At 39.2% G+C, this 13,649-nt stretch carries 14 protein-coding genes; 8 read left to right on the forward strand and 6 right to left on the reverse strand.

Annotated features, from left to right (window positions below):
* Nucleotides 1–450, forward strand: a complete 450-nt coding sequence (locus R2Q78_RS18310) for a MarR family winged helix-turn-helix transcriptional regulator (protein WP_316793998.1) — start codon at nucleotides 1–3, stop codon at nucleotides 448–450.
* Here R2Q78_RS18310 and R2Q78_RS18315 read toward each other — a convergent pair.
* Genes R2Q78_RS18315 through R2Q78_RS18325 form a run of 3 tightly spaced genes read right to left on the reverse strand, consistent with a single transcriptional unit; the run spans nucleotide 447 to nucleotide 2,463 of the window.
* Nucleotides 447–1,172 carry a ZIP family metal transporter gene (locus R2Q78_RS18315; RefSeq protein ID WP_316793999.1) on the reverse strand — a complete coding sequence of 242 codons (726 nt, stop codon included), beginning with the start codon at nucleotides 1,170–1,172 and terminating at the stop codon, nucleotides 447–449. The two genes, R2Q78_RS18310 and R2Q78_RS18315, sit on opposite strands and share 4 nt — an antisense overlap.
* Nucleotides 1,172–1,735, reverse strand: a complete 564-nt coding sequence (locus R2Q78_RS18320) for a phosphatase PAP2 family protein (RefSeq protein ID WP_316794000.1) — start codon at nucleotides 1,733–1,735, stop codon at nucleotides 1,172–1,174. Before R2Q78_RS18320 ends, R2Q78_RS18315 begins: the two co-directional genes overlap by 1 nt.
* The gene (locus R2Q78_RS18325; RefSeq protein WP_316794001.1) at nucleotides 1,732–2,463 is read right to left on the reverse strand and encodes a class I SAM-dependent methyltransferase; all 732 of its coding nucleotides are present in this window, start codon (nucleotides 2,461–2,463) and stop codon (nucleotides 1,732–1,734) included. Before R2Q78_RS18325 ends, R2Q78_RS18320 begins: the two co-directional genes overlap by 4 nt.
* A gap of 172 nt (nucleotides 2,464–2,635) precedes the next feature.
* Here R2Q78_RS18325 and glmM point away from each other — a divergent pair, with 172 nt between their 5' ends.
* The 5 genes from glmM to R2Q78_RS18350 all read left to right on the forward strand — a co-directional run bounded on the left by glmM (nucleotide 2,636) and on the right by R2Q78_RS18350 (nucleotide 8,567).
* On the forward strand, nucleotides 2,636–4,024 hold the full coding sequence (gene glmM, locus R2Q78_RS18330; protein WP_316794002.1) for a phosphoglucosamine mutase: 1,389 nt from the start codon (nucleotides 2,636–2,638) through the stop codon (nucleotides 4,022–4,024).
* Nucleotides 4,025–4,028: 4 nt separating this feature from the next.
* Nucleotides 4,029–5,177 (forward strand): cysteine desulfurase family protein, encoded by a 1,149-nt coding sequence (locus tag R2Q78_RS18335; protein WP_316794003.1) that lies wholly within the window; start codon nucleotides 4,029–4,031, stop codon nucleotides 5,175–5,177.
* A 78-nt stretch (nucleotides 5,178–5,255) separates the two neighbouring features.
* Nucleotides 5,256–5,459 (forward strand): hypothetical protein, encoded by a 204-nt coding sequence (locus R2Q78_RS18340; RefSeq protein ID WP_316794004.1) that lies wholly within the window; start codon nucleotides 5,256–5,258, stop codon nucleotides 5,457–5,459.
* A gap of 124 nt (nucleotides 5,460–5,583) precedes the next feature.
* Nucleotides 5,584–6,258 (forward strand): basic secretory protein-like protein, encoded by a 675-nt coding sequence (locus R2Q78_RS18345; RefSeq protein WP_316794005.1) that lies wholly within the window; start codon nucleotides 5,584–5,586, stop codon nucleotides 6,256–6,258.
* A 20-nt stretch (nucleotides 6,259–6,278) separates the two neighbouring features.
* Nucleotides 6,279–8,567, forward strand: a complete 2,289-nt coding sequence (locus R2Q78_RS18350) for a GH92 family glycosyl hydrolase (protein ID WP_316794006.1) — start codon at nucleotides 6,279–6,281, stop codon at nucleotides 8,565–8,567.
* Between the two features lie 289 nt (nucleotides 8,568–8,856).
* Here R2Q78_RS18350 and accD read toward each other — a convergent pair whose 3' ends face one another.
* The gene (accD, locus tag R2Q78_RS18355) at nucleotides 8,857–9,702 is read right to left on the reverse strand and encodes an acetyl-CoA carboxylase, carboxyltransferase subunit beta (protein WP_316794007.1); all 846 of its coding nucleotides are present in this window, start codon (nucleotides 9,700–9,702) and stop codon (nucleotides 8,857–8,859) included.
* A gap of 107 nt (nucleotides 9,703–9,809) precedes the next feature.
* On the opposite strand from accD, the gene fbaA reads away from it, so the two are divergent.
* Nucleotides 9,810–10,889 (forward strand): class II fructose-bisphosphate aldolase, encoded by a 1,080-nt coding sequence (gene fbaA, locus R2Q78_RS18360; RefSeq protein WP_316794008.1) that lies wholly within the window; start codon nucleotides 9,810–9,812, stop codon nucleotides 10,887–10,889.
* Nucleotides 10,890–10,987: 98 nt separating this feature from the next.
* Nucleotides 10,988–11,413, forward strand: coding sequence for a GNAT family N-acetyltransferase (locus R2Q78_RS18365; protein WP_316794009.1), 426 nt, complete (start codon nucleotides 10,988–10,990; stop codon nucleotides 11,411–11,413).
* Between the two features lie 29 nt (nucleotides 11,414–11,442).
* On the opposite strand, the gene R2Q78_RS18370 is transcribed toward R2Q78_RS18365, so the two are convergent.
* Both R2Q78_RS18370 and R2Q78_RS18375 read right to left on the reverse strand, forming a co-directional pair.
* Nucleotides 11,443–12,309: a hydroxymethylglutaryl-CoA lyase gene (locus R2Q78_RS18370; RefSeq protein ID WP_316794010.1), complete on the reverse strand. Its 867-nt coding sequence runs from the start codon at nucleotides 12,307–12,309 to the stop codon at nucleotides 11,443–11,445.
* Nucleotides 12,290–13,591: an NAD(P)/FAD-dependent oxidoreductase gene (locus R2Q78_RS18375; protein ID WP_316794011.1), complete on the reverse strand. Its 1,302-nt coding sequence runs from the start codon at nucleotides 13,589–13,591 to the stop codon at nucleotides 12,290–12,292. Before R2Q78_RS18375 ends, R2Q78_RS18370 begins: the two co-directional genes overlap by 20 nt.
* Nucleotides 13,592–13,649 lie beyond the last annotated feature (58 nt).

Consider the following 13,649-nt stretch of genomic DNA (forward strand, 5'->3'; position numbering starts at 1 on the left):
ATGCAGTTGCAGAAAGAAATTCAGGCGTCGCGATTTGAAAGTGCACATCAGCAGGCAGTTGTAAATGTGATATTTACATGTAACTGGTGCAATGATAAATTTAAACAGGCTATGATGCCTTATAACGTCACTACTCAGCAATTTAACGTGTTGAGGATCTTGCGGGGGCAATACCCTAAGCCCAGTACAATTAATCTTTTAAAAGCGAGAATTCTGGATAAGATGTGCGATGCCTCGAGGATCGTGGACAGGCTTGTTCAGAAAGAACTCGTAGTGAAAAAATCCAATCCGGTCGATAAACGGGCAGTAGATATACTCATTAGTGAAAAAGGACTGGAACTTTTGAAGCAAATGGATCAGGAAGTAGATCTTTCCGCTCCTATTTCATCAAATTTAACCGATGAAGAGGCTGGACAGCTTAATTATTTGTTGGATAAAATGAGAGGCTAATGGGAGTGACCAGAAGTAAAGTATCCAATTAAAGCTATACCTATTCCACAAAGCACTGCAATCATTTTTCTTTTAGTTACTTTATGGTCAACACTGGATTCAAATAAAATGGTGGTTGATATATGCAGGAATATACCTATTACTATACCCATAATTCGGCTAAAGTAATTTTCAATACCACCAATGCTTCCATTGCTGATGCCATAGCTCACGTAAAAGCCCAAAGGTGCCATTATTGCAAATATTGCAATATATACGACTATATTCCCTCTTTTAAAATGGTTTTGCATCAAAATACTTCCAAGTGCAAAAGCAGCTGGAATGTGGTGAAGTGAAATTCCAAATATTAAAGCATTATGCTGGTCTTTTGCCAAAGGCATACCTTCAAGAAAAGCATGCAGACATAAACTGATCATTATTCCATAGGGAAATATTTTAGCGTCATTATGCTTGTGGATATGGCCATGTTCTACACCTTCGGAGAATTGCTCTAAAAAGACCTGCAACAAGAAACCTATCAGTATAAAAATACCTATGTCTTCATGGTCAGCCCCATGATAAGCGTCAGGTATCAGGTGCAACACAGTGATTGCAAACAGGTAGGCCCCGCTAAAAGATAAGATCAGTTTTAGCAGCTGTGACTTATCACTTTTAACCAGAAATATGCCCATGCCTCCTAAAAATGCACTTAAGAATAAAATAAGTATCTTCCAGATTTCCATTATAGTTGCGGTTGTAGTGTTTTATAAAGTTTTGCTGTACATAAACCAATGATGATACCTAGTACTGATCCAACCATGACATCTATCGGGTAGTGTACCCCAACATAAATTTGAGAGAAGGCAATAATAAAAGCCCAGGCAAGTCCAATAGGTAAAATCGGTTTCCATTTATCATAGAAAACAAATATCAGAAATACAGCAATAGCAAAATGATTGGTGGCATGTGCAGAAGGGAAGCTATAGCCACTCCCACAAGGTACCCTGTGAATGATGTCATTTGCAAGAGTAAGCTCATTGCATGGTCTTAGACGTGCTATAAAAGGCTTAATTAACCTGGAAGCAAGCATGTCGCCCATTGCAAACGTAAAAAGCAGCATACCTATGATATACCATCCCTTTTTTTTATATTCAATAAAACAGAAGACAAGAATAAACAGGTAAAGTGGTGCCCAAAAAAAACGATTCCTCATCAGGGGCAATAGCCAATCAAAAAAAGGATTGGAAAGTCCCCGGTGAATCTTCAGAAAGAGTTCGGCATCAAATTGCTGTAAACTCTCTATCATGCTTTTTTACAAACTAAGATTAAACGGTCAGATTTGATTTCGTCATACGGGTCAAGTGCGTAACTGCCGAAAGTAGCAGTAATCGCTAATCCACTTTTCTCAAACATACGTTCAAAATCACTCAATTTGAAAGCTTGTACACGCTCTTCGAAAGCGTATGTTTTACCTCTGTGTTCAAAATTGATATGTTTAATGATTTTGCCTTCTGAGACAAACTTATGCAGATGAAACTCTATTCCTTCCAGTGTTTTAGTTTCCTGATGCGTCAGATTTTTAACGATTTTTTCAGTGTTGAAATAATCGATTACTAAAGTGCCATTTTCTTTTAACCCTTTTCTGAAAGCTTTAAGTGCATTTACATGATCTTTCTCGGTTTCGAAATAGCCAAAACTGGTAAAAAGATTTAAAGCAATGTCAAAATAATTGATGAAAGACAACTTACGCATATCGTGGACAAAGAAATGCAGGTTTTTCTGCTCAAATTGCTGAGCATATTTGATGCTTTGTTCTGATAGGTCGATGCCGGTTACATCATAGCCTTTTTTATTAAGGTATATGGCGTGTCTGCCTCTGCCACAGGCGATATCAAGTATTCTTGACGCTGCGGCCGGTTTCAGATAGGCAGATAAATTATCAATTAAAAATTCTGCTTCTGCATCATTTCTTTGACTATATAGAATATGATAAAACGGAGAATTAAACCAATATTGAAACCATTTACGCTGCATAGAGCCAGTATTTTGATGTTTTAGAAAAAGACAAAGATAGTATTTTGAACTGCATCCTTAAGTATTATTTACTTTGTTGCATTTGTTTAATTCCATTCAATATTGATTTTTTTAAAAAAATGTTCGTAACTCATGCGCACTTTTATCTAAGTTTGAAAAAAATCTTAAAACTTTGACACTAATAAAATCTATCTCTGGTATAAGGGGAACTATCGGCGGTATAGCTGGTAATGGTTTAACTCCTATTGATATTGTTAAATTTACAGCAGCCTATGGCTCATGGGTGGTTAATAAAACAAATAATAAAAAGATTGTTTTAGGCCGTGATGCAAGAATTTCAGGTGAAATGGTCAATAACCTGGTTATTGGTACATTGCAGGGACTCGGAATTGAAGTAATCGATTTAGGGTTGTCTACTACACCGACAGTAGAAATTGCTGTTCCAATGGAAAAAGCAGGAGGTGGTATCATTTTAACTGCCAGTCACAATCCAAAGCAATGGAATGCTTTAAAACTTTTGAATGAAAAAGGTGAGTTCATTAGTGATGCTGATGGAAAAGAGGTATTAGATATTGCTGAAAAATCTGAATTTGAATTTGCTGATGTAGATGCCTTAGGTAAAGTGATCAGTAATGATACCTATCTGCAGAAGCACATTGACATCATATTGGATCTTCCTTTAGTCGATGTTGCCGCTATTAAAGCAGCCAACTTTAAAATCGCAATTGATTGTGTAAACTCTACCGGAGGGATATTTGTTCCCGCTTTATTGAAAGCGCTTGGCGTTGAAACAGTTTATGAATTGTATTGTGAGCCAAACGGGCATTTCCCTCATAATCCTGAACCGCTTCCTGAAAACTTAACAGAAATAGCCAAAGTTGTACAAAGTAAAAATGCAGACCTCGGTATTGTAGTTGATCCGGACGTAGACCGTCTGTGTTTTGTAAATGAAGACGGAAGTATGTTTGGAGAAGAATATACCCTGGTTGCTGTTGCGGACTATATTTTGAAAAATACTCCTGGAAACTCTGTTTCAAACCTTTCTTCTACAAGAGCATTGAGAGATGTTACCGAAAAATCGGGAGGTGAATACCATGCATCTGCGGTAGGAGAGGTGAATGTGGTAAATAAGATGAAAGCAACTAATGCCATCATTGGAGGTGAAGGTAATGGAGGTATTATTTATCCTGAATTACATTACGGTCGCGACGCATTAGTAGGTATTGCATTGTTTTTAACACATCTGGCTAAATTTGGAAAGCCTATTTCTGTATTGCGTAAAAGCTATCCTGAATATCATATTTCTAAAAATAAGATCACTTTAACACCGGAAATGGATATCGACGCCCTTATGGTTAAAGTTCAGGAGCGCTACAAAGATCAGCCGAATACCACAATTGATGGTTTGAAGATAGAATTTGATAAACAATGGGTACATTTACGCAGGTCAAACACAGAACCTATTATTCGTATATATAGCGAGGCTAGTACAGAAACAGTAGCTGAAAATCTGGCCTCAAAAATTATATCAGATATTAAAGAAATATTAAAACTGAGTTAATAAAATGAACAGGATTTATTTAGATAACGCTGCAACTACTCCTCTTGATCCGGTTGTAATAACAGAAATGGTCAATGTAATGAATACACATTATGGGAATCCATCTTCTATTCATGCGCAGGGCAGAGAGGTGCGGACCCTTATAGAGAAAGCAAGAAAAACAGTTGCCGGACTTTTAAATGCTACTCCTGCCGAAATTTTTTTTACCTCAGGAGGAACGGAAGCCGATAATACGGCCATTCGCTGTGGTATCGCTGCCTATAATATTAAACATGCAATTACCTCTAAAATAGAACATCATGCTGTTGAGCATACGCTAAACATGCTACTGAAGCAAGGTGTAATTGATAAGTTGAGTTTTGTCAATGTAGATAACAAGGGCAATATCGATTATGATCATCTGGAAGAATTATTAAAGACCAATGAACGTTCATTCGTATCCTTAATGCACGCCAATAATGAATTGGGTACATTAACCGATATAGAAAGGGTTGGAGATATTTGTGAACAATATGATGCTATATATCACTGTGATACCGTGCAGACCATGGGGCATTATGCACATGATGTTAGAAAACTTAAAGCACATTTTATTGTTTGTGCTGCGCACAAATTACACGGGCCTAAAGGCGTAGGGTTCTTATTTGTGAACCATTCTATAAAGATCAGCCCGATGATCTTTGGAGGTGCACAGGAGCGTAATATGCGCGGAGGTACTGAAAATGTATATGGAATTGTCGGCATGGCAAAAGCACTTGAGATTGCTTATGCTGAAATGCAGCAGCATCAGGACCATATTCAAGAATTAAAATCTTATTTGAAAGAAAAACTGACCGCTGAAATCCCTGATCTTTATTTTAATGGAGAAACCGCTCCAGAAAAAAGTTTATATACAGTGCTCAATGTTTCTTTTCCGGCAATGGATATGGCTGATATGCTATTGTTTAATCTGGATATCAATGGTGTGGCTGCATCTGGCGGTAGTGCCTGCTCTTCGGGCTCCAATATTGGTTCGCATGTATTAAGTGGTATTTCTGCTGATCCTAATCGACCGTCGGTAAGGTTTTCATTCAGCAAGTACAATACAAAAGAAGAGCTTGACTTTGTAGTAGATAAAGTAAAACAGATTGTTAATCAGAATGTAACTGCCTAAAGCTTTTTTAAACAATATTGATTTATAGCGTGTTAATAATATGATAACTCATCATTTTTTAACTTAACCCTATAGATTATGAGCATTTCAGAGAAAGCAAATCAGGACAAGCATAACAAAACAGTTTATAAAGAAACTGAATTCAACAAAGAAAACGAGACGAGTGGAGAGACATCCTCAGTAGCCAACCTCGACAGGTCGGCATTCACTAAAAAACCGGCGCGTAATCATAAACCTTTAGGTTCCAGTCACGAGCCAGGAGTGATACCGGGAACAGAGTAATCTTAGATTAAAAAGGAATAATTGAAAAGCAGTATGTATACCATACTGCTTTTTTTTGCTTTGTAATTTGTTTTTTATTATGTTTATTTGTTTTTGCTAAAACGTTTTAAAATTTGAACCACATATGAATAGAACAATTACGCTATTATCTTTTATCATTCCATTATTGGCAATAGCACAATTAAAAGCCCAGGAAAAAGAAACATTTAAAAAACACGGCTTTACTCTAAATTTCACCAGCCTAGATAAAGATTTTGATCCCGCATTAAAAACCAGGATGATAGAAACCTTTTTCGTTATTTATCCTAAACTGGTAAAAGAATACAATAAAGAAGCTGATAAAGAAGTGAATTTTTTAATTGACACCGCTTATAAAGGTGTAGCTGCAACTGGAGGGGGCAGGATAGTTTACAGCCCCGCTTACTTCAAGCAGAATCCCGGTGATGTTGATGTGGTAACTCATGAAGCCATGCACGTCGTGCAAGCATATAAAGGGCGTTCCGGTCCAGGGTGGCTTACCGAAGGCATTGCAGATTATGTAAGGTACAAATTTGGTGTTGATAACAAAGGTGCCGGATGGTCGCTTCCTGAGTATAATACCAATCAAAGCTATACCAATAGTTACCGAATTACAGCTAGATTTCTTGCCTGGCTCGAGAGCAATGGCAATAATGGAATTGTAAAAAAGCTAGACAACAGCATGCGTTCTCATACTTATTCAAAAGACATCTGGCAAAAGGAAACTGGTAAAACACTAGATGAGCTTTGGAAAAGCTATTCAGAAAACCCAACTATTTAAATCACACAAAACTAAATATAATGATCAAGCAATTTTTCACAGCCTCCCTTGTTTTGGCATCCCTTGGTACTTTTGCCCAAACTGTAGGAAAAGTCACTGACCCCGTGGAGTGGATCAATCCGCTTATGGGAACGGCAAGTAAGCCCTCATTGTCCAATGGAAATACATATCCTACCATCGCATTACCTTGGGGAATGAACTTCTGGACGCCCCAAACCGGCAATATGGGAAATGGTTGGGCATATACCTATGATGCCGACAAAATCCGTGGATTTAAACAAACTCACCAGCCTTCTCCGTGGATGAATGACTACGGGCAATTTTCTGTGATGCCGGTGACGGGAAAGCTAAAGTTTGCTGAAGATGAACGTGCGAGCTGGTTCTCGCATAAAGCAGAAACCGTAAAACCCTATTATTATAGCGTATACCTGGCTGATGCTGATGTGACTACTGAAATTACACCTACAGAACGAGCGGCCCAGTTTCGTTTTACTTTCCCTAAATCTGATGAATCTTACATAGTTGTAGATGCTTTTGATAAGGGGTCTTACATCAAGATCATCCCTGCGGAAAGGAAGATCATAGGCTATAGTACCCGGCACTCTCACCAGGTAGATGATAGTTTTAAAAACTATTTTGTCGCTTATTTTGATAAGCCTTTCGCATCTGCAAACGGATGGAAAGGAAAAGAATTGCTGAAGGGTGAGCTTGAAGTAAAAGCCGATCACTCTGGAGCTATTGTTGGTTTCAAAACAGCAAAAGGCGAACAGGTACATATGAGAATCGCTTCTTCTTTTATCAGCATCGAACAGGCTGATGTCAACTTGAAGAGAGAGCTTGCCAACGATAATTTTGAAACTACGAAATCAAAAGCTAAGGCTGTGTGGAACAAAATCCTGGATAAGATTTCTGTAGAAGGCGGTACCATAGATCAGACACGAACATTTTATTCAAGCCTTTATCGTGCACTTTTCTTCCCTCACAAGATGTATGAAGTGGATAAAGACAATAAGATTGTTCATTGGAGTCCATTTACAGGAAAAACTTCTCCGGGGTATAAATTTGCAGGTACAGGGTTCTGGGATACATTCAGGGCACTGTATCCATTCTTAAACCTGATGTATCCATCCATTAATAAAGAGATGCAGGAAGGTCTGGCAAATGATTATAAAGAAGGGGGATGGCTACCTGAATGGTCTAGTCCGGGTTATTCAGATTGTATGATCGGAAACAATTCTGCTTCTGTTGTTGCGGATGCTTACATCAAAGGCTTGCGTGGTTATGACATCAATACACTATGGGATGCCGTAAAACATGGTGCTAATAATGAAGGTCCAAGAGCTACCGGACGTCGTGGTGTGAATTATTACAATGATCTTGGATACGTACCTTACGATGTAAAGATCAATGAAAATGCGGCCAGAACCTTAGAATATGCATACGACGATTTTGCAATTTATCAATTGGGTAAAGCTCTAGGAAAACCTGCCTCAGAAATTGACATTTATAAAAAGCGCAGTATGAACTACAAGAACCTGTTTGATCCTGCCAGCGGCTTAATGCGCGGAAAGAATAAAGATGGTAAATTCCAATCTCCTTTTAATCCTTTTAAATGGGGTGACGCTTTTACGGAAGGAAACAGCTGGCACTACTCATGGTCTGTATTTCAGGATATTGATGGATTGGCCAAACTAATGGGCGGAAAAGAAAAATTCGTAACCAAACTTGACTCTGTATTCACTTTACCTCCAATTTTTGACGATAGTTATTACGGTGGAGTGATCCACGAAATTCGCGAAATGCAGATTGCCAATATGGGACAATATGCACATGGAAATCAGCCTATTCAACACATGATCTACCTATACAATTATGCGGGTGCGCCATGGAAAACTCAATACTGGGTGAGGGAAACCATGAACAGGATGTATAAACCTACTCCTGATGGATATTGCGGAGATGAAGATAATGGTCAGACTTCAACCTGGTATGTGTTCTCCGCATTGGGATTTTATCCGGTTACGCCTGCTGTTGATCAGTATGTACTTGGAGCACCATTGTTTAAGAAAGTAACACTAAAATTGGATAACGGAAAAACCATAGTCATCAATGCGCCTAAAAACAGCGACGAGAACAGGTATGTTCAGAGTTTGAAATATAATGGCGGAGCGTATCCGAAAAACTGGTTGAGCCATTCTGATTTGTTAAAAGGCGCGGTGTTGGATTTCGAGATGACTGCAACTCCAAATAAGACAAGGGGAGCTAAGGAAGCGGATTTCCCTTATTCTTTATCGACAGATAATAAGTAGTAAAGGGTAAAATTCAATGATCTTTTCTCCGGCTGCATGATTTAAGCTTCGCAAAAATAACGCTATGCCGGTTCAAAGACACTGAATTTTATGGAAATCAGGGAGGTTAGTAAAGAGCCTTAATCATCTAGAGCTATGGAAAGCAGGGAGGTTAGTAAAGAGCTTTAACCGTCATCTCGACGATAGGAGAGATCTCTTGAATTCTAAATAAAGCAATAAGCATAATCATATCACAATAAAGGCCCGTTCAATTTGAACGGGCCTTTATTATGATCAGTATTTTAAATACTTAGTTCTTCATCATCTTCAGGAATGAAGCTAGTTTCGCTTTCATTGCTCTTCTGTCTACAATAAAGTCAAGGAAGCCATGCTCTAGCACGAACTCTGCTGTCTGAAAACCTTTAGGCAAATCCTTTTTGATGGTCTCTTTAATTACCCTCGGGCCAGCGAAGCCAATCAATGAACCTGGTTCGGCAATATTAATATCCCCCAGCATCGCATAAGAAGCCGTTACACCCCCTGTAGTAGGGTCTGTTAGTAAAGAGATGTACGGAATTTTTGCTTCGCTTAGAAGGGCTAATTTGGCAGATGTTTTTGCCATTTGCATCAATGAAAACGCAGCTTCCATCATCCTCGCACCACCTGATTTTGAAATCATCAGGAATGGAATTTTATGTTTGATAGAATAATCGATAGATCTTGCAATCTTTTCACCCACTACAGAACCCATTGAACCGCCAATAAAATTGAAGTCCATACAGGCAATTACTAGATCTTGGCCTTCTATCTTACCAACACCTGCTCTGATGGCGTCTTTGAGACCTGTTTTAGCCATGCTTTCCACCAGTCTTTCTGTATATGGTTTGCTATCGGTAAACTTAAGCGGATCTCCTGAAGTCAGGTCTGCAAAAAGTTCTTTAAAATTATTATCGTCAAATAATACCTGGAAATATTCTTTAGATCCTACCCTTAAATGGTAATCACAATATTGGCAAACATATTTATTTTCAATAAGATCAGCACTGTGAAGGGCTTTTTTGCAATTCGGACATTTGTTCCACAAACCATCCGGTGCTTCTTTCTTTTCTTCTGTCAGCGTACTGATACCTTTTTTTTCTCTCTTAAACCAAGCCATGTGTTATATCTTGAAAAATTGCGACCACAAAGAAACGAAATAAATCCCTTATTCATTTGCCCAAAGTGATATTTTTCATAACTTCGGCATATATAAAATTATAAAGAATGAGTTTAAAAGGCTACAAAGGCGTAATTTACGGAGATGCCGTTCAGGAATTATTTGAACAGGCAAAAAAACATCAATTTGCATTACCAGCAGTAAATGTTACCGGTACAAATACGATTAATGCAGTAATGGAAACTGCTAAAGCGGTTAATTCACCCGTGATTATTCAATTGTCAAATGGTGGTGCCCAGTTTTATGCAGGTAAAACATTAAACAATGACAACTTAAACGCTTGCGTACTAGGTGCAGTGTCTGCAGCTAAGCATGTTCATTTATTAGCTGAACACTATGGTGTGGCAGTGGTTTTACACACGGATCATGCTGCTAAAAAGTTATTGCCATGGATTGACGGATTATTGGACCACGGCGAGAAATTCTTTGCTGAACATGGAAAACCATTGTTCTCATCGCACATGCTTGACCTTTCAGAAGAGTCGATCGAAGAGAACATGGAGATCTCTGCAAAATACCTGGAGCGTATGGCTAAATTAGGTATGACCATTGAAATCGAACTTGGTGTAACCGGTGGGGAAGAAGATGGTGTAGACAATAGTGATGTAGACAGTTCTAAATTATATACACAGCCTTCTGAAGTAGCATATGCTTATGAAGAACTGAGTAAAGTAAGTGATAAATTTACAGTAGCAGCTGCTTTTGGTAACGTACACGGTGTATACAAGCCAGGAAACGTAAAATTACAGCCTGTTATCCTTAAAAACTCTCAGGATTATATCAAAGAGAAGTTTTCATTGACTGCTGAGAAGCCTATCAACTTTGTATTCCACGGTGGTTCTGGTTCTACTCAGGAAGAGATCAGGGAAGCAATTTCTTATGGTGCAATCAAAATGAATATCGATACAGATATGCAATGGGCATTCTGGGAAGGTATTTTAGATTATTATAAAGCTAATGAAGCTTATCTTCAGGGCCAGATCGGTAATCCGGATGGAGAAGACAAACCAAACAAAAAATACTATGATCCACGCGTTTGGTTGCGCAAGGGTGAAGAAAAGTTTGTTGAACGTTTAAAACAAGCTTTCGAAGACTTAAATTGCAAAGACGCCAGCGATAAATTGTAATCCTGGATTCAAATTATACGAAAGCGTCACAAACAACATTTTGTGGCGCTTTTTTTGTTTCAAAATCACCGGTTATTTAATATAAATTATTCAAAATCATGGAAGCGCTACAGGTAAATAAGGTAAATAGCAAAGAGGACTTAGAAAAAGTATTTGCAGTTAGAAAAACTGTATTCGTTGACGAACAAAACTGTCCGCCTGAACTAGAGTGGGAACATGAGGATGAATCTACGCACTTTCTTGCCCTGTTAAACAACGAACCTTGTGGTGCATGCCGATGGCGCAAAACAGACAATGGATATAAACTCGAGCGTTTTGCGGTATTAAAAGAACATCGGGGCAAAAGGATAGGGCAGGCATTGGTAGCCGCTGCTTTGTCAGACTTGCCGAGCGATGCCGGATACATATACCTCAATGCCCAGTTGCAGGCCATGCGTACTTATGCCAGGTTTGGCTTTATTGCAGAAGGAGAACAGTTTGAAGAAGCTGGTATCCAACACATGAAAATGGTAAAAAAGGCCTGAAATTAATTTGCTTCGCAGCTTCTTCGAGGTCAGGATGACGTAAATACCCTGGATGAAAACTGCAGGGCTTCCTGCCATTTGCTCATATTTAATCCCAGATTTTCTCCTTTGCTGTGCAGGTAACTGATAAGGTCTTCAGTAGCTAGGTTACCCGTTAGGTCATCAGTTGCCATCGGACAACCCCCAAATCCCATCAGCGCACTGTCAAAGCGTTTACAGCCACTTTCATAGGCTGCTTCAATCTTTTCTAAGCGTGTTGCAGGTGTGCTGTGCAAATGTAATCCGATTTCAATACCTTCAAAACGCTGTACTAACGCAGGCAATATTCGCCTGATCTTTTCAGGAGAGGAAACACCCGTAGTGTCTGATAAAGACAAGATCTTGGCACCGTTACTCACCAATTGTGATGCCCAGTTTTCTACAATCTCCTCGTTCCATTCATCCCCATAGGGATTTCCAAAACCCATAGACAAATAAATAACCGCTGTTTTATTGTTCTTGTCGCACAGTTCCAGCATCTGCTTTACCGTTTCCATTGATTCAGCAATGCTAGAATTGGTATTGCGTTGCTGGAAGGTCTCAGAGATCGAAAAAGGAAAACCAAGGTAACTAATCTCCGGATGTAGGATAGCTTCCTGTACACCTCTTAAATTGGCTACAATAGCAAGCAGCTTCGAATGTGTGTCACTCAGATTAAGTTTGCTCAATACTTCCGCAGTATCTCTCAATTGCGGAATCGCTTTTGGCGAAACAAAACTTCCAAAATCTATGGTATCAAATCCAACCTGCAGTAAGAGGTTAATGTATTCGGCTTTTAAATCAGTATCAATGAAATCATGGATACCCTGCATTGCATCACGCGGACACTCTATCAGCTTAATTGAGCTTTGACTCATCACTAGTTTTTTTGAAAAATGGACGTATAATTAATCTTGTGCCTCTGTCGTAACTAAAATAGCTCCATACCCAGTTCACAAATACTACGAGTTTATTTCTAAACCCTACCAGGGTCATGAGGTGGACAAACATCCAGGTAAACCAGGCAAATACACCCTGGAACCTGATTTTATGAAGATCTACCACCGCACGGTTTCGCCCGACCGTAGCCATAGCGCCCTTGTCGAAATATTTAAAAGGTTCTGTAGGTCTTTTATTAATGATATTTAACAGGTTCTTTGCAAGAAGTTTTCCCTGTTGTATGGCAGTAGGTGCTACTCCGGGATGCCCGTTAGGAAATTCAGGAGTAATCATGGCAGATACATCGCCAATCGCATAAATATTCTCATGCCCGTCGATTCTGTTGATCTCATTTACCTTTAAACGGTTGCCCCTTACAATGCTTTCCGTATTTAAGCCATCTAAGACCACGCCCTTTACACCGGCCGACCAGATTACAGTAGAAGTAGGGATATTTCTACCGTCGACAAGGCTTAAAACTTTTCCGTTGTAAGCCTGTACCCTCGAATTGGTCATGACAGTCACGCCAAGTTCCTTCAAAAAGTCTTCTGATTTTTTCTGTGCCTGTACAGACATAGCACCCAATAGCTCGGGAGAACCCTCAATCAGGTAAATGTTTACCTGCCCCAGATCAAGTTCTGGGTAATCATTCTTAAGTACATGTTTCTTCAGCTCAGCAATTGCCCCCGCAGTTTCCACACCCGTTGGTCCGCCACCAACCACTACAAAATTCAATAGCTCTGCCTTTAAAACCGGATCCTCTGCAATCTGCGCCGCCTCCAGGTTCTGAAGGATCAGACTCCTTAAGTTCAGCGCTTCCGGAATTGATTTCATAGGCATGGCATTGCTTTCTATTTCAGCCTGCCCGAAGAAGTTACTGGTAGAGCCTGTTGCAATCACCAAATGATCGTATTCGATGGAGCCAATGCTGGTCTCCAATATATTTTGAGCAGGTAAAACCTTTTTTGCCTCTGTAACCCGGAAGGTCAGGTTTTTCTGGCCTTTAAATATTTTTCTTAATGGAAAAGCAATGGAATCAGCCTCCAGGCCTCCTGTCGCTACCTGGTAAAGCAATGGCTGAAAAGTATGATAATTATGTTTGTCGAGCATCATCACATCAACGTCCTTGTTTTTAAGCTTCTTAGCCAATTCAATCCCGCCAAATCCACCTCCTACAATTACAATCCTTGTTTTACTGCCTTTAGGAAAATGCTGATCCATAAATATCAATTTTGGTAAATATACGTAACAAACAAAAAGGCATCCAAAAAGGATGCCT

Origin of the sequence: Pedobacter frigoris, assembly GCF_032678645.1 — a bacterium.
GTDB classification, from domain to species: Bacteria; Bacteroidota; Bacteroidia; order Sphingobacteriales; family Sphingobacteriaceae; genus Pedobacter; species Pedobacter frigoris_A.